Raw genomic sequence first — 16,409 nt, 5'->3', positions numbered from 1 at the left:
AACGGATTCGCGACGCCGGGATAGGAGGCGTGGGCAATGCGGCCCACGCCGGCAGCAGCGGATGAGCGTTTCAGGTGACTGGCGGCCTTACTGATAACCCTTGGGGAAGGGGTTCGGCTCGACCAGATCGGCGGTCTCGTAAATCAGCTCGTACTGGCCATCGGCCTTGGCCCGGCCAACCCGCGTCTTCGACCACAGATGATGGTTTTCATGGATACGGACGTAACCTTCCGGCGCACCCTTGAACTCGACGCCCGGCGAAGCCGCCGCGATCTTGTCGATGTCGAAGCTTCCGGCCTTCTCGGCTGTTAATTTCCACAGCCAAGGGCCAAGATACGCCGCCTGGGTGACATCGCCGATCACCGTCTTCTCACCCCACATCTTCTTGAAGGCGGGCACGAACACCTTGTTGTTGGGATTGTCGAGCGACTGGAAGTATTTCATGCAGGCATAGGCGCCGGCGATGTTCTCGCCGCCGATGCCGTCGATCTCGTCTTCGGTCACCGAGATGGTTAGAAGCGTCTGCTTCGACAGATCGATGCCGGCGGCTTTCAGTTGCTTATAGAATGCGACGTTCGAACCGCCGACGATAATGGCGTAGATCACGTCCGGCTTGACCAGCTTGATCTTGTTGATGACCGAGTTGAACTGGGTGTTGCCGAGCGGGAAATATTCCTCGCCGACGACTTTACAGCCCTCCAGATGGCCTTCGATATGTTTGCGCGCGATCTTGTTCGAGGTGCGCGGCCAGATGTAGTCGGAGCCGAGCAAATAAAAGGTCTTGGAGCCCTTGGTCTTGTTGACCCAGTCGAGGCCGGCGAGGATTTGCTGGGTCGCTTCCTGCCCCGTATAGATGACGTTCTTGGACTGCTCGAGGCCCTCGTAGAAGGTCGGATAATAAAGCATGCCGTTATATTGTTCGAACACCGGCAGCACCGCCTTGCGCGAGGCCGAGGTCCAGCAGCCCATGACGGCGGCGCATTTGTCGTTGACGAGAAGCTTCTTCGCCTTCTCGGCGAAGGTCGGCCAGTCGCTGGCGCCGTCTTCCTGGATGAACTTGATCTTACGCCCGAGCACGCCGCCGGCGTCATTGATCTGGGAGATCGCGAGCTTTTCCGCCTCCACCGAGCCGGTTTCCGAGATCGCCATCGTGCCGGTCACGGAATGAAGGATGCCGACCGTCACCTCGCTGTCGGTCACCGCAAGACCGGTGGTATTGATGGCGGAAGTCGCCGGAACGTCTGCGAAGGAAGGACGCGGAAGCATCGATATGGCCGGCAGGGCGGCCATTCCCATCAGCAGCTTGCGCCGAAGCGGAGACTTCAGTCCCGGTTTGATTTCGTCTGACATGAGCACCCCATTCCTGTTCGAGGACACGCGATTGGCCCACGAGCATCGATCGGATTGTGCAACGCACGGATACGCAAGATCGCGTATACTGCACCGCAAAATAGCGACGTAGATTTTGGAATGGGGATTGCAGGGTCATTCTTTGCAGAGCAAGGAGCAGTGAGTGGCAGGGCGGCAGCGGATAGACCGCGTCAGGCGCCAGTATAATCAATGGGTTGCCAATCAGACGCTGGAAGATTACGCGCTGCGCTTTACAGCTAAAAGCGCGCGGCGCTGGTCCGCCGCTCGGGTTGCCAACACCGCGCTCGGCGCGATCTCCTTCCTGGCACTGGAAGCGATCGGCGGCACCATCACGCTTAATTACGGCGTCACCAACTCCATCGCCGCCATCCTGGTCGTCAGCGTCATCATTTTTTGCTGCGGCCTGCCGATCGCCTATCATGCCGCAAAATACGGCATCGACATCGATCTGCTGACCCGCGGCGCCGGCTTCGGCTATATCGGTTCGACCGTCACCTCGCTGATCTATGCTTCCTTCACCTTCATTTTCTTCGCCATCGAAGCGGTGATCCTCGCCACCGCGCTGGAACTGTGCTTCGGCATCCCGCGACCCGTCGGCTATCTGCTCAGCGCCGTCATCATCATCCCGCTCGTCACCTACGGCATCACGCTGATCAGCCGCTTCCAATTGTGGACGCAGCCGCTATGGATCATCCTTCACATCCTGCCGTTCGCGGCGATCGCCTACGCCAATCCACTCTCCTTTTCCGAATGGCTGAAATTTCCCGGCGAACACGGAGATCCCGCGGGGCGTCTCGATCTCCTGCTGTTCGGCGCCGCCGCCTCGGTGGTGTTTTCGCTGGTGGCGCAGATCGGCGAGCAGGTCGACTTCCTGCGTTTTCTGCCGCGCGACCGCCACACCTCGAAATCGGCATGGTGGATCGCGCTGCTCAGCGCCGGTCCGGGCTGGATCGTCCTTGGCGCGCTCAAGTTGCTCGCCGGCTCGTTCCTGGCGTTTTTTGCGCTGGAGCATGGCGTGTCCGCCGAACATGCCGCCGAGCCCGCGCACATGTATCTCGAAGCGTTTCGCTATGTGCTGTCGCAGCCGAACCTCGCGCTGGCGCTGACCGGCGCCTTCGTGGTCCTTTCCCAGCTCAAGATCAACGTCACCAACGCCTATGCCGGCTCGATCGCATGGTCGAACTTCTTTTCCCGCCTGACCCACAGCCATCCGGGCCGCGTCGTCTGGCTGGTTTTCAATGTGCTGGTCGCATTGCTGTTGATGGAGATTGGCGTCTACAAGGCGCTCGAGCAGACGCTCGCACTTTATTCAAACGTCGCCATCGCCTGGGTCGGTGCGCTGGTCGCCGACCTCATCATCAACAAGCCCCTCGGCCTGCGGCCGCGGCACATGGAATTCAAGCGCGCACATCTCTATGACGTCAATCCGGTCGGCGTCGGCGCGATGACGATCGCCACCGTGGTTTCCATCAGCGCCTTCTATGGCCTGTTCGGGCCGACGGCGAAGGCGCTCTCCCCATTCGTCGCGTTGGCGGTGGCGTTCATCGTCGCCCCGTCGATCGCCTATATCACCGGCGGAAAATATTACATCGCGCGCAAGCCGAAGCGGAGCTGGCAAAATCTCGAAGCGATCCAGTGCTGCATCTGCGAGCATTCGTTCGAGCCGGAGGATATGGCGTCGTGCCCCGCTTATGCAGGCCCGATCTGCTCGCTATGCTGTTCGCTCGACGCGCGCTGCCACGACCTTTGCAAGCCGCATGCTAGGTTCCAGGCGCAGGTCACCGAGACACTCGGCGACCGCCTGCCGAAGCCGGTCTACGCGCTGATCAATTCGCAACTCGGACATTATCTCGGCGTCTTCGCGATCTCCGCCGGCCTGGTCGGACTGACGCTCGGCCTGATCTATCTGCAAACAGCGGCCGCGGTTCACGCCGACAATCTGCAATTATCCGCGGTGCTCTGGAAAGCGTTCTTCGCACTGACGATCATCATCGGCGTCGTCGCGTGGCTGTTCGTGCTCGCCCAGCAGAGCCGGCGCGCGGCGGAAGCCGAAACGCGGCGGCAGACCTCGCTTCTGATCCAGGAAATCGACGCGCACAAGCGCACCGACGCCGCGCTCCAGCGCGCCAAGGAAGTCGCCGAATCCGCCAACCTCGCCAAGAGCCGCTATGTCGTGGGCCTGAGCCATGAATTGCGATCGCCGCTGAATGCCATCAGCGGCTATGCGCAGTTGCTGGAGCAGGATGCGAGCCTGCAACCGAAGCCGAAAGATCAGGTCCGCGTGGTGCGCCGCAGCGCCGATCATTTATCGGGGTTGATCGACGGCATTCTCGATATTTCGAAGATCGAGGCCGGCAGGCTGCATTTGTCGCGCGACGAGGTCCGCCTGCACGACTTCCTCGATCAGCTCGTCGGCATGTTCCGCCTGCAGGCGGCCGCCAAGGGCATCGACTTCATTTTCAAACGCCCGGCCTTCCTTCCCGTTGCGGTATTCTCCGACGAGAAGCGCCTGCGCCAGATCCTGATCAACCTTCTGTCGAATGCAATCAAGTTCACGCAGGCCGGCAGCGTGCATTTCGTCGTTCACTACCGCAGCCCGGTCGCCGAATTCGAGGTGACCGACACCGGTCCGGGAATCCAGCCAGACGATCTTGAGCGCATTTTCGCACCCTTCGAGCGCGGCGCACTCGGCGTCGCCCAGCCGCAAACCGGAACCGGGCTCGGGTTGACGATCAGCCGACTGCTGGCGGGCGTCATGGGCGGCGATATCAAGGTCACCAGCACAGTCGGCGCCGGCAGCACGTTCCGCGTGAAGATGCTGCTGTCGGAGGTCACCAACCCGACCCGGGATGCGCCGGTCGATGCCGCCGTCTTCGGCTATCACGGGACGCGCAAGACCATCCTGGTCACCGACGACGACCCGGTCCAGCGCGACCTGTTGCGCGAAGTGCTGACGCCGCTCGGCTTCATCCTGCTCAGCGCGCCGGATGGCCCTTCCTGCCTGACGCTGGCGCAGCACTGCCGTCCCGACCTGTTCCTGCTCGATATCTCAATGCCGGGCATGGACGGGTGGCAGGTCGCGGAGATGCTGCGCTCGACCGGCCATCATCAGGCCCGCATCCTGATGGTTTCGGCAAGTGCGCTGGAAGCTCACGGCACACCGCTGGCGCAGCCGTTCCATGACGGCTACCTGATGAAGCCGATCGATATTCCCCGGCTGCTGGAATCGATCCGCCAGCTGCTCAAGATCGAGTGGCAGTACGAGACCGATACGGTCGCCACGCCGCCGTGGAAGCCGGACGCCGGATCAAGGCCGCCACTGAAGGATGTCGAGGAACTGCTCGATCTCGGCCATATGGGTTACATCCGCGCCATCCAGGTCAAGCTCGAAGAGATGGGCAACGACCGGCCCGAACATGCCGGCTTCGTGTCGCAAATGCGCATACTGATCGACCGCTTCGATCTCGATCAGTACATGGCAACCCTGAAAACGCTGCACAGCTATGATCACTGAGGCCAAAAAGCGTGACGTTGCGCTTGTCATCGACGACTCGCCGGAAACGCTGCGGCTGCTGACCGATGCGCTCGACGGCGCCGGCATGACGGTCATGGTCGCGATGGACGGCGCCGCCGCGATGCGGATCGTCGATCAGATCACGCCCGACATCATTCTGCTCGACGCGGTCATGCCCGGCATCGACGGCTTCGAGACCTGCCGGCGCCTCAAGCGCGAGGCCGGCCTCAGCAACGTGCCCGTGATCTTCATGACCGGGCTTGCGGAGACCGAACACATCGTGCGCGGGCTGGAAGCCGGCGGCGTCGATTACGTGACCAAGCCGATCGTGATCGAGGAAATGCTGGCGCGGATCCGGGTCCACCTAGCCAATGCGCGGCTGACCCAGAGCGCCCGCGCCGCGCTCGACGTGTCCGGACGGTTCCTGCTCGCCGTCAACGGGCAGGGCAAGATCCTATGGGCAACGCCGCAGGCGCAGAAATTACTATCGGATAATCTCGCAGCCGGCGCAGACGATGATCTGGAGCTGCCGGCTTCCATGCTGCAATGGCTGGAGCAGGCTCAGAAAGGCAAGGCGGGATCGAAGTCCCAAACCACCGTGTCGTTTCCCTCCAACGAGCAGCTTCAACTGCAATATATGGGAAAGCTCGGACCGAATGAATTCCTGCTCCGCCTCGCCAAGGACGCGACCCCGGATTTGCCGGCCAGGTTCAGCAGCGAACTCGGCCTGACCACGCGCGAGGGCGAAGTGCTGTCGTGGCTGTCCAAGGGCAAGACCAATCGGGACATCGCCCAGATCCTTGGTCTCAGTCCGAGGACGGTGGATAAGCATCTCGAACAGATCTACGCCAAGCTCGGTGTCGAGAACCGCACCGCCGCGGCCGCGATCGCGGCCAATGCCAGCCGAAAAAATTCATAATCAATCAAAAACGATCACGGCGCCGCCAGAGTCGACCCCCACTGTTGTGCGGTCTTCGCGATCCAGTCGCGATAAAGCGTGAGCGGGGTCACGCCGGTCAGACCGCCGCAGCCGCTGGCGCCGTTCGGTCCCGTCGACCAGCTGACGACACCGACAATGACAGCCCTGCCTTGCTGATCCTCGAACACCGGTCCGCCGGAATCGCCGGTGCAGGCGCCAAGACCGGCGCGTACGCCCACACCTGAGGGATCGACCAGACGAATCTGCAGCGTGCCCGGTTGACCGGTCGCAATGAGGTCCGCGGTGCGGACGGTGCCACCGCTCTTGCCGTCGCCGCGAATGGTGACGCCGACGCCCGCAACAATGAAACGATCCCCCGCGGCAAGCGGCGCCGCAGGCGCGCCGATCGGTGACGGATTCTTCTTTGGCGTTCTGAGCTGCAACAGGCTCACATCGGCGGTCGCGCGATGCGCCAGCATCGTCTGCATATTGAAACCGGGATGGGCCGCGACCCTCGTGACGTCCTCAAGCCGCGGCTGGTGGTCCACGCCATATTCGACGATCTTGTAGATCGCCCCAGGCCCGACGCAATGCGCCGCCGACAACACCAGGTTGGGCGCGATCAGGCTGCCGGTGCAGAAATTGCCGCGCGAGCCGACGATGGTGACAACGGAGCGGCCGACGCCCTCGGTCGAGGGCGCCGCGCCGCCGACGATCGCGAGCGCCGGATTGGCCAGCAGCAACGCCATGCCGGCGAACATTCGGGTCAGGATTTTCATCGCGGCAGCAATAGCGGCCATCAAGCGAGCCGCCAAGGGCAAGTGGACCGGCCCGGAAGGTCAAATCGGCGCGGCACCGGGCTTGTTCTTTCCCTGGAACGCGGGCAGAACACCATGAAGACTGGATATCGGGAGTGAAAATCCGTGGCTGAACATCGGCCTTCGGCCGCCATCGAAGCCGTCGAGAGCGGCCTTGCCGCGCAGGGCTATATGGCGAGCCGGCAGATCGCGACCGCGGTCTATCTCGCCCAGCAGATCGAGAAGCCGATCCTGGTCGAAGGTCCCGCGGGCGTCGGCAAGACCGAGCTTGCCAAGGCGATCGCCGCCTGGCGCGGGCTGAAGATGATTCGCCTGCAATGCTACGAAGGGCTCGACGAAGCCAAGGCGCTCTATGAGTGGAAATACGCCAAGCAGCTTCTGTATACGCAGATATTGAAGGATAAGCTCGGCGAGGTGCTCGGCGGCGCAAAGACGCTGCACGCGGCGCTGGGCCAGTTGCACGATTTCGGCGACGTATTTTTCTCCAAGGAATTCGTCGAGTCGCGCCCGTTGTTGCAGGCACTGGAACAGCCCACGGGCTGCGTGCTGCTGATCGACGAGATCGACAAATCGGACGCCGAATTCGAATCGCTGCTGCTCGAAATCCTCAGCGATTTCCAGGTCAGCATCCCCGAACTCGGCACCATCGTCGCCGCCGTGCCGCCGACGGTGATCCTGACCTCCAATGGCGAGCGCGATCTCGGCGACGCGCTGAAGCGGCGCTGCCTGCACCTTCACATCGGTTTCCCCGAACAAAGGCTCGAGGAGCGCATCGTCGAAAGCCGCGTGCCCGGCATTTCGCAAACGCTGCGCAAGCAGCTCGTCGGATTCATCCATCAGGTCCGCACGCTCGACCTGAAAAAGCTGCCGTCGGTGAGCGAAACCATCGACTGGGCCCGCGTGCTGGTGCTGCTGCAGGCGTCCGAACTCGGCCATGAGATGGTCAAGGATACGCTCAACGTACTCCTGAAATACGAGGCCGATATCGAGGCCACGCTGCCGCAGGTCACGACTTTCGTCGCCAGGGCATCGCACCACAACGTGTTCGGCTGAGCACGAATGCGGGAGAACCTGCATCGCTTCTTTCGCGCGGCGCGGGGAGCGGGAGTCCGGGTCTCGCCGGCCGAAAGCATCGATGCGATGCGCGCAGTCGCCAATGTCGGCTTTTCCGACCGCGGCATCCTGCGCGACACGCTCCTGCTGACATTGGCCAAGACCGAGGATGAGAAGAAAGCGCTCGGCCAATGTTTTGACCTTTTCTTCGATCTTCCGGAGTCTTCGCAGACCGAGCCCGGCAGCCGCGGCGAAGAAAGAGAAGCGACAAAGAGCCAGACAACGGGGCGTGCAGATGATCAATCGGCCAGCGGTCTCGGCCCGCTCGCGCAGATGCTGCTGTCGCAGGACCGGACGGAGATGGCCGCCGCCATCGCCGCTGCGTCGAGCGCAGCTTCTTTGCCCGATATCCGGTATTTCACCCAGCGCGGGATATTTTCAAGCCGTATCCTCGATCTGATGGGCATTGCGCGCCTGCGCGATGACCTTGATGATCTGGCCGCGACCGATACCGCGCTGACGGAACGGCTGACGGCGGCATTGAATGTGTTGCGCGATAATGTCCGCGACACGGTCTCGCAGGCGCTGCTGCTTTACGGCCGAGAGGAAGCGGAGAATCTTCGCAACGAGATCCTGCGCAACGCGCCGCTGTCGCGGATCGAACCCCGGCAGGTCGCGCAGATGCAGCTACTGATCCGCCAGATCGCGCGCCGCCTGCGCGAGCGCTACAGCAAGCCGCGCAAGCGGCAGCGGCGTGGCCATCTCGACGTGCGTCGGACCATCCGCCGCAACGCCGCTTGGGGCGGCGTGCCTTTCCTCACCGCCTGGAAGCGGCGGCGGCGCGACCGGCCGAAGATCGTGGCGCTCTGCGATGTCAGCGGCTCGGTGGCGCGTGTCTCGGATTTCTTCCTGCTGTTGATCCACAGCCTGCACGAGGTGGTATCGGATGTACGCTCCTTCGCCTTTTCCGGACATCTGATCGAAGTCAGCGACCTCCTGGAAACCCAATCACCGGAACAGGCGATGCAGGAGATCATGTCCAAGGTCGGCTTCGGTTCGTCCGACTACGGCAATTCCTTCGCCGATTTCGAGAAGCAATGGATGAGCGCGATCACGCAGCAGACCACCGTGATCGTGCTCGGCGACGCCCGCAGCAACAACCTCGATCCGCGCGCGGATATCCTGCGCCGCATCGCGGAGCGGTCGAAGCGGCTAGTTTGGCTCAATCCCGAGGGACGCACGGCCTGGGGCTTCGGCGATTCCGAGATGCCGCGCTATGCGACCTTCTGCACTGTCGTGCGCCAATGCGCCACCGCGCAGCAGCTCGAGCGCGCGGTGTCGGACATCGTCGCGACCTATCAGTAAGGATGAGCCATATCCATTATCGTCGTTCCCGCGAAGGCGGGAACACCATAACCACGAAAGCGCATCGATGATGCGATGCCTGCGGCTCCGGCTTTGATCAATACAAAGAACGGTGGTTATGGGCCCCGGCGCAAGGCCGGGACGACGAAAAGTCTTTGTTACGCGTCGATCGCATCCTTGATGCGCTTGCGCGTCAGCGGCAGGTTGCGCAGCCGTTTTCCGGTAGCGTCGGCGATGGCGTTGGCGATCGACGCCGCCGCCGGCCCCTGCCCGGTCTCGCCGCTGCCGAGGAACGGCAGGCCCGGACGGTTGATGATATGGACGTCGATGCTGTCGGGCGCCGAATTGAACCGCAGGATCGGATAGGTCTGCCAGTCGATGCTGGTGATTCGGGTATCGTCGAAAGTCACGCTTTCAAACAACGTCCAGCTCATCGATTGCATGATCGCGCCTTCGATCTGGTTGGCCAGCCCGTCCGGATTGACCGCCTGGCCGCTGTCGACGGCCGCGACCGCGCGCAGCAGGCGCGGCTGCCCGGTCTCGCGGTTGACCTCGATCTCGGTGGCGATCGCGCAATAGGCCGCGAGATTCTTGTAGCGCGCGAAGGCAAAGCCATAGCCATGACCGGGCGGCGCTTTCTGACCCTCTCGCCAGCCGAAACCCTCGGCCGCCTTCATGACGACATCGCGGCCGCGCGGATCGTCCAGATGCTTCAGCCTGAACGCGACGGGGTCGGCTCCGGCCGCCAGCGCCAGTTCGCTCATGAAACTCTCGATCGAGAACACGTTGTGATAGGCGCCGAGCCCGCGCATCGCGGAAATCCGCAACGGCATGTCGGGAAGGAAGTGATGCACCACATGCGCGTTGGGGAATGTGTAGATCGGGATCGCATTGCGGTCGCCGCCGCCTTCCGGCAACGGCAGCGGCTTGGCCGGCGGCACGGCGAAAGGTTGCGCGATATGCTGCGCCGCCAGCAGGCATCCGGCGCCGCCCGGACGCATCGAATGCGTGTTGCTCCACACTTCGAAATTCCAGTCGGCGATGGCGCCGTTCTCGTCGAGCGAGGCCTTCAGCTTCGTCACCATCGCCGGGCCATACGGCTCCCAGCTATGCTCCTGCTCGCGCATCCATTGCACCCGTACCGGTACGCCCGGCAATTCGCGCGCGATCAGGGCCGCATCGGCCGCGACATCGTCGGCACCGTTATGGCCGTAACAGCCGGAGCCCTCGACATGGATCAGGCGAACGCTCGGCTGCGGCATATGCAACATCTCGGCGATGCCCTGGCGGTCGGGATAGACGCCCTGGGTGTGGGTCCAGACCGTCATCGCGTCATCCACCAGCTGCGCGACCGCGCAGGACGGACCGATCGAGCCGTGCGACTGATAGGGCCGCGTATAGGTGGCTTCCAGGGTTTTCCGACCGACGGCCGACGGATTGCTGTGCTGGAAAATCACCGAATCCTGCGACGGCAGGCCGGTCGCCAGCACGTGAAGCAGGTCGTCCTGCTTCGGCAGGCTTGCCGTCTCCTTCCATTGCGCGGCGGCCGACAGCGCGCGCATCGCCTTCACCGCTAAAAATTCCTTTGTCGCGACCACGGCCAGGAAATTGCCGTCGCGAACGACCTTGACGACCCCCGGCATCTTCTCGACCGCCGCCGTATCGCACGCCGTTAGTTGCGCGCCATAGCTCGGCGGGCGGACAATCCGGGCATGCACCATGCCGGGCGGACGCATATCCTGGACATAGGCCGCCCCGCCCGTGACCTTGTTCGGGATATCGAGGCGCGGCACCGGCTGGCCCATGATCCCAAAGCTCGCGGGATCCTTCAGCTTCGATGTCGGCTGCGCCTGGACATGCAGCATGTCGCCCGCGACCAGATCGCCATACCCAAGACGCCTTCCATCCGGCGCGATCACCGCGCCATTTTCGGTCCGCAGAGTGTCTTCCGGCAGATCAAGACGCCGCGCGGCCTCCGCCACCAATAACGCACGCGCTTGCGCGGCGGCGTTCAGGATCGCGGTGCCGCTGTCCTGCATCGAATGGCTGCCGGACGTATAGCCTTCGTTCGCGGTGCGGTGCGTGTCGGCCGTAACCACCGTCAGCGACGCGAAGGGAATATCGAGCTGTTCGGCGGCGATCTGCTGGAACGCCGTCTTGAAGCCCTGGCCGAGTTCGGCCTTGCCGGTGAACGCGGTGATCTTGCCGTCGGCCTCGATCCGGATCCAGGAATCCAGCAACGGCGCATCCTTCAGGCTGCCGGGCGGCTTTGGCGCTGTAACAACACCCGGCGGGCTTTTTTCCTCGGCGAAAGCACCGGTGAGCGAGAAGCTGACGATCAGCGCGCCGCCACCGGCGAGCACGCGGCGGCGATCGAGAATCACGGGCGCGTTCATGGCGCGCTCCTCTGGATCACTGGAGAAGCGTCGGCACTGTCCATCAACCGGGAGGCCCGGTGTACCGCACGCATGATCCGCATATGCGTACCGCAGCGGCACAGATTGGGCTGGAGTTCGGCGCGGATCTGCGCGTCGGTCGGCTTGGAATTTCGCTGCAGCAACGCTTGCGCCCGCATCATCATGCCGGAGATGCAGTAGCCGCATTGCGCCGCCTGCTCTTCCATGAAGGCGCGCTGGATCGGCGCCGGAGCTTCGATCGTTCCCAATCCCTCCAGGGTCGTCACCTGCTTGCCGTCAAGCAGGAGCAGCGGCGTCACGCAGGACAGCACGGCCTTGCCATCCACGATCACGGTGCAGGCCCCGCACTGGCCGAGCCCGCAGCCGAACTTCGCGGCGTTGAGCTTGAGATCGTCGCGCAGCACATAGAGCAACGGTGTATCGGGATCGGCATCGACCACATGGTCCTTGCCATTGACCTTCAATGTCATCATGGCCCGCCTCGCTGTGTTGCATCGGCGGGCGGATTGGATGGTCCCGGCGATGTCTGGAGAAACACGGTCTGCATGCGCCTTGCATCCAAGACGGTCTTTGCAACGCCGCTCCATGCCGGCTGGTTGGAGAACCGGCCGCGCAGGAACTGCAACAGCGCCACGATCTGCTCATTGTTCATGCTGTCGGCAAAGCCCGGCATGATCGGGCTGCGCTCGCCCGGCACCGGACGAACGCCCGACAACACGATGTTGACGGCGTTGCGCGGATCGGGGCCGCTGAGGGCGGTGCTCAGCGCCAGATTGACGCCGCCATAGGGCAAGGCCCGGTTACTTTCATGGCATGTCGCGCAGGCCGCCGCATAGATCGACGCGCCAGTTGCATTCATGGTCCAATCTTGCGTCGCAGCGCCATTCGCTGCCTGCGCGGCCGGCGCTCCGGCTTGCGTCTTGGCTCGCATCTTGGCTTGCGCCAGCACGGCCTCGCCATGCCGGATGCGATCCGGCGCCGGCGCGCCGAACACATCCGCCATGTAGAGCGCGATCGCCCGTACATCGCTTTCACTGACCGACGACAGGTTGCTGACCACCTCCGCCATCGGCCCGCGCGCAGTGCCGTGGTCGGAATCCCAGCCCCGACGCAGATAGGAGAACAGCGTGTCCGCGTTCCACGGCACCGGCGACGGCGATTGTGAATTGATCGCGTAGGCATGCCAGTTATCGACATCGCCGCCGGCAAATTGCGCATCGGGACGTTCCGCACCCAGGCCGTTGCGCGGCGTATGGCAGGAGCCGCAATGCGCCAGCCCTTCAACCAGATAGGCGCCGCGATTCCATTCCGCGCTCCTGCCGCCGTCCGGTTGATAGCCGCCATGACGGAGGAACAGCAATTTCCAGCCCGCGACCACAAAGCGCTGATCGAGCGGAAAAGAAAGCTGGTTGTCGCGGGCGGGCGCGTGAACCGGCGGCCTCGTCATCAGGAACGCATAGAGCGCCCGGTCATCCTCGTCGCTGACATTGGTGAAATGATCGTAGGGAAAGGTCGGATAGAGATGCTGCCCGTCGCGATCGACGCCCGACCGCATGGCACGGCGAAAGGCCTGTTCCGGCCAGCGGCCGATCCCGGTGTCCGGATCAGGCGTGATATTGGACGAGTAGATCGTGCCGAACGGCGTCGGCACCGGAAGGCCGCCGGCAAAGCTCGAACCGCCCCGCATGGTGTGGCAATCATTGCAATTGCCGATCGCGGCGAGTTCGCGGCCGCGCTTGACCAGCACCGGGTCGAACGATTGCGGCGAAGGCGGCTCAACGGCGGCAATCGCCGGGCGCCACGTTACGGCAAAGCCGGCAATTCCGGCGGCGATCAAAACGCCGGCAATGGCAGCTGCGATCATTCGCGGCGAACCTGTCATGCCTGCCTTGTCCTTGGGACGGTCTATGGCCGAATTATTTTAACACATATCCTTTTTGCCGGGCCTGCTGCAAGGCGTCGATCACCGCCTGTTGACTTTCCCCTTGAACGAAACAGCATGTTTTCGGCCGCTATTCACCCTGCGACGCTCGAAACGGCGCAAAGAAACAGCAAGGTCGCGGCCGTCGACGGCAAGATGGTGGATCACGCCAATGTCCGGCGGATCCGGCGCCCGATGGGTTTCAGGCGATCAATCGGGCGACCGCCGCCGGCTCAAGCTGACGGACGATCATCCGTTCCAGCGTTTCGGCCGACCGGAAATTCTCCGGCGTGATTTCGGATTGCGGGATTGTAAACTCGAACTCGGCTTCGACAGCCAGCATCAGGTCGACCATATCGCTCGATGTCAGCCCGGCATCCACCAGCCGCGTCTGCGGACCGACTTCAGCGCCGATTTTATTCTGCTCGAGGGTCAGCTGGACAAGGGCCAGTATCCTGGTCTGAACGTCGGCGCCAAATTCCTGCATTCCGCTTTTCCCTCTTGCCGCACTGAAGGCCGCCTTTTAGCTCCGGCGTCGTCCGGGAAACAGCGCCTCTCGTTGACGCAAACTGTCATTCTGCCCTTAGCGCCAATGACGGTTGCGCAAACGTTGATCCGATTGCAGGAATCAGAAGCATCGAAATACCGCTGATTAACCGTCAACCCTGATGTCAGATCCGTTTACCCTGAATTTCATCGACGCATTTGAATTAAATCCCTAAGCCCTTCAAATCCTCGAACGTTGCCTTGATCGGGTGCTGTGGCGATCGATGTCACACCAGACGCGAAATCTTGCGCAGGAACTCCGCACCGACAAGATTCGGAGGCATCGCATGCAGGAACGTGCAGGAAGCTAAACCGTGCTCAAGCAACAGATCCGCTGCCGCGAAATCTCCGAGGCCGATATCGACGCGATCGCTGAGCTTTTGACGCGCGGATTTGTCGGCCGGTCGCGCGAATACTGGATGCAGGGGCTGCGCCGCCAGGCCAGGCGCGAGGTGCCTCAAGGCTATCCGCGCTTCGGCTATATGCTCGACAATGGCGGCGCGCCGGTCGGCATTCTCCTGCTGTTATATACGGCGAGGGCCGAGGGCGGCGAGACCAAGATCCATTGCAACCTGTCGAGCTGGTATGTCGAGCCGGCGTTTCGGAATTACGCACCGCTGCTGACCAAGATCGCGCAGAAGCACAAGGATGTTACCTACATCAACATCAGCGCCGCGACATGGACCTGGCCCATCATCGAGACGCAGGGCTTCAATTGTTATTGCAGCGGCCTGTTCTTCTCTATTCCGGCGCTGTCGCGCGCGAAGGCCGGCATGACCATCGAGACCGTCTCGCCCGATACGCAGGCGATCGAAGGCCTCGCCTTATCCGAGGTCGAGCTGCTGACGCGGCACGCACGCTATGGCTGCCTCAGCCTGGTAGGCCGCACGGCCGACGGCAGCGCCTTGCCGTTCATCCTGCAGCCGGTTCGTATCCGCAAGGGATGGATCGCGCCGCCGGCGATGCAACTGATCTATTGCCGCGATATCGCCGAATATGTCCGATGCTCAGGCGCCATCGGCAAGCATCTGGTTTGGCACGGCAAGCTCTCGGTGATCCTTGACGCCAACGGCCGCGTGCCGGGCCTGATCGGTTTCTATACCGAATGGCGCGGCCGCAAATATTTCAAGGGCCCGCACCAGCCACGCCTCGCCGACCTGACCGACACCGAGCTCGTATTGTACGGGCCTTAAATCCGGGCACAGGCAAAATCCCAATATGACTGCCGTGCCTGTGCATCCGACATTTGATTCAAATTTTAGTCAATTCGCGCTCTCGCATTAGGGTTATTTCCTCAATCTCTTCGCGAATTATTGCCGGCCTCACCGCCCATCTCTAGAAACAATCTGAGCGAATAAAAATTAAGCGCATGTCGAGATGCGCGGGGCCTGCGCCGGTCATGGCGCGCTGCACCGATGGCCCGGGTGCCTGCGGAATAGATCGGATGGAATCTGGCATGACAGTGCTATGCGGCAAACATCGGCCTGTTGCCAGCCCGGCTCTGGCGCCCACCCAGTTGGGCGAGGCCGATGCGTTCGACAACCGTCAGCAAGCCGCCGATACGGCGCTCACCATCGGCCTCATCAACAGCATGCCGGACTCGGCGCTGCAGGCCACCGAACGCAAGTTCACGCGCCTGTTGCAGGCAGAAGCGGGCAACCGCCATATCGATCTGCATTATTTCTCGCTGCCGTCGGTGAAACGGTCGGAACAGACCCAGCAATTGATGCATGGGCGCTACAGGGACATCGCCGATCTCGACCGCCTGCGTTTCGACGGAGTGATCGTCACCGACGCTGCGCCGAATGCGGCGGCCCTGCGTGAGGAGCCATTCTGGAACGATCTCGTTGCGATCGTCGACTGGGCCAAGATCAACACGCGCTCTGCGATCTGGTCGTGCCTCGCCGCACATGCCGCGGTCCTGCATCTCGACGGGATCGAGCGGCAGCTTCTGGATGAGAAATGTTCGGGCGTCTACGACTGCTTCAAAGTGATCGACGATCGCCTGACACAAGACGTCGCATCGCCGCTCAAGATTGCGCATTCGCGCCTTCATGCGCTGCGTAGAAGCGATCTTGCCGCCAACGGATATCAGATCTTGACTGAATCGCCGGATGCCGGCGTCGACATCTTCGTCAAGCAGCTGCGCAGCCGCTTCGTGTTCTTCCAGGGATATCCGGAATACGAAGCTTTGTCGCTACAGCGGGAATATCTCCGCGACATCACCCGGTATCTGTCGCGTCAGCGCGATCGTTTTCCGGATACGCCCGCGCATTATTTCGACCAGGAGACCGAAAAAAAGCTCGCGCATTACCGCAAGCGCGCAGTCGCCGAGCGCACAATCCCGCTCAGTATCGAGCTTCCCAGGCTCACGCTTCGTCCCGGTCTTGCATCCGGCGAGGCGGCGTCAAGCATCTTCCGCAACTGGCTCGAATATCTTTCCGAAGGCGTCAAGCCTACGGCCGAAGCGTCGCACCGGCGATAG

The 16,409-nt window shown here is 62.5% G+C and carries 12 protein-coding genes; 6 read left to right on the top strand and 6 right to left on the bottom strand.

What is annotated here, in order from left to right; translation table 11 throughout:
* Positions 1–87: 87 nt before the first annotated feature.
* Positions 88–1,350: an urea ABC transporter substrate-binding protein gene (gene urtA, locus HB630_RS10435; RefSeq protein WP_213772155.1), complete on the bottom strand. Its 1,263-nt coding sequence runs from the start codon at positions 1,348–1,350 to the stop codon at positions 88–90.
* A 163-nt stretch (positions 1,351–1,513) separates the two neighbouring features.
* Between urtA and HB630_RS10430 the strand changes: the two genes are divergently transcribed.
* Together HB630_RS10430 and HB630_RS10425 are read left to right on the top strand one after the other, a co-directional pair.
* Positions 1,514–4,885, top strand: a complete 3,372-nt coding sequence (locus HB630_RS10430) for an ATP-binding protein (RefSeq protein WP_213772154.1) — start codon at positions 1,514–1,516, stop codon at positions 4,883–4,885.
* Positions 4,875–5,804 (top strand): response regulator transcription factor, encoded by a 930-nt coding sequence (locus HB630_RS10425; protein WP_213772153.1) that lies wholly within the window; start codon positions 4,875–4,877, stop codon positions 5,802–5,804. Before HB630_RS10430 ends, HB630_RS10425 begins: the two co-directional genes overlap by 11 nt.
* Before the next feature lie 14 nt (positions 5,805–5,818).
* On the opposite strand, the gene HB630_RS10420 is transcribed toward HB630_RS10425, so the two are convergent.
* Positions 5,819–6,583: a trypsin-like serine protease gene (locus HB630_RS10420; RefSeq protein WP_213772412.1), complete on the bottom strand. Its 765-nt coding sequence runs from the start codon at positions 6,581–6,583 to the stop codon at positions 5,819–5,821.
* Between the two features lie 144 nt (positions 6,584–6,727).
* Between HB630_RS10420 and HB630_RS10415 the strand changes: the two genes are divergently transcribed.
* Both HB630_RS10415 and HB630_RS10410 read left to right on the top strand, forming a co-directional pair.
* Positions 6,728–7,675, top strand: a complete 948-nt coding sequence (locus tag HB630_RS10415) for an AAA family ATPase (protein WP_213772152.1) — start codon at positions 6,728–6,730, stop codon at positions 7,673–7,675.
* A 6-nt stretch (positions 7,676–7,681) separates the two neighbouring features.
* A complete protein-coding gene (locus HB630_RS10410) occupies positions 7,682–9,040 on the top strand; it encodes a VWA domain-containing protein (protein ID WP_213772151.1) in 1,359 nt (452 codons plus the stop codon).
* A 158-nt stretch (positions 9,041–9,198) separates the two neighbouring features.
* Here HB630_RS10410 and HB630_RS10405 read toward each other — a convergent pair whose 3' ends face one another.
* From HB630_RS10405 to HB630_RS10390, 4 genes are all read right to left on the bottom strand, one after another.
* A complete protein-coding gene (locus HB630_RS10405; protein ID WP_213772150.1) occupies positions 9,199–11,436 on the bottom strand; it encodes a molybdopterin cofactor-binding domain-containing protein in 2,238 nt (745 codons plus the stop codon).
* Complete coding sequence (locus HB630_RS10400) at positions 11,433–11,930, bottom strand: (2Fe-2S)-binding protein (RefSeq protein WP_213772149.1); 498 nt, start codon at positions 11,928–11,930, stop codon at positions 11,433–11,435. The genes HB630_RS10405 and HB630_RS10400 overlap by 4 nt, the downstream gene beginning before the upstream one ends.
* Positions 11,927–13,321 (bottom strand): cytochrome c, encoded by a 1,395-nt coding sequence (locus HB630_RS10395; RefSeq protein WP_249780783.1) that lies wholly within the window; start codon positions 13,319–13,321, stop codon positions 11,927–11,929. Before HB630_RS10395 ends, HB630_RS10400 begins: the two co-directional genes overlap by 4 nt.
* Before the next feature lie 259 nt (positions 13,322–13,580).
* Positions 13,581–13,865: a phosphopantetheine-binding protein gene (locus tag HB630_RS10390; RefSeq protein ID WP_213772147.1), complete on the bottom strand. Its 285-nt coding sequence runs from the start codon at positions 13,863–13,865 to the stop codon at positions 13,581–13,583.
* 373 nt (positions 13,866–14,238) lie between these two features.
* Between HB630_RS10390 and HB630_RS10385 the strand changes: the two genes are divergently transcribed.
* Both HB630_RS10385 and HB630_RS10380 read left to right on the top strand, forming a co-directional pair.
* Positions 14,239–15,117, top strand: coding sequence for an acyl-CoA acyltransferase (locus tag HB630_RS10385; protein ID WP_213772146.1), 879 nt, complete (start codon positions 14,239–14,241; stop codon positions 15,115–15,117).
* A gap of 263 nt (positions 15,118–15,380) precedes the next feature.
* Complete coding sequence (locus tag HB630_RS10380; RefSeq protein ID WP_213772145.1) at positions 15,381–16,409, top strand: homoserine O-succinyltransferase; 1,029 nt, start codon at positions 15,381–15,383, stop codon at positions 16,407–16,409.

Source organism: Bradyrhizobium sp. dw_78 (assembly GCF_018449525.1).
Lineage (GTDB): Bacteria > Pseudomonadota > Alphaproteobacteria > Rhizobiales > Xanthobacteraceae > Bradyrhizobium.
Note: the sequence above shows the minus strand (reverse complement) of the source record. Positions and strands in the feature narration are given on the sequence as shown.

What these genes read in the sequence shown, in the direction of transcription:
- HB630_RS10420 (WP_213772412.1), bottom strand. Translation starts at nt 6,583, where the DNA reads ATGAAAATCCTGACCCGAATGTTCGCCGGCATGGCGTTGCTGCTGGCC.
- HB630_RS10410 (WP_213772151.1), top strand. Translation starts at nt 7,682, where the DNA reads ATGCGGGAGAACCTGCATCGCTTCTTTCGCGCGGCGCGGGGAGCGGGA.
- urtA (WP_213772155.1), bottom strand. Translation starts at nt 1,350, where the DNA reads ATGTCAGACGAAATCAAACCGGGACTGAAGTCTCCGCTTCGGCGCAAG.
- HB630_RS10390 (WP_213772147.1), bottom strand. Translation starts at nt 13,865, where the DNA reads ATGCAGGAATTTGGCGCCGACGTTCAGACCAGGATACTGGCCCTTGTC.
- HB630_RS10405 (WP_213772150.1), bottom strand. Translation starts at nt 11,436, where the DNA reads ATGAACGCGCCCGTGATTCTCGATCGCCGCCGCGTGCTCGCCGGTGGC.
- HB630_RS10395 (WP_249780783.1), bottom strand. Translation starts at nt 13,321, where the DNA reads ATGATCGCAGCTGCCATTGCCGGCGTTTTGATCGCCGCCGGAATTGCC.
- HB630_RS10425 (WP_213772153.1), top strand. Translation starts at nt 4,875, where the DNA reads ATGATCACTGAGGCCAAAAAGCGTGACGTTGCGCTTGTCATCGACGAC.
- HB630_RS10380 (WP_213772145.1), top strand. Translation starts at nt 15,381, where the DNA reads ATGACAGTGCTATGCGGCAAACATCGGCCTGTTGCCAGCCCGGCTCTG.
- HB630_RS10400 (WP_213772149.1), bottom strand. Translation starts at nt 11,930, where the DNA reads ATGATGACATTGAAGGTCAATGGCAAGGACCATGTGGTCGATGCCGAT.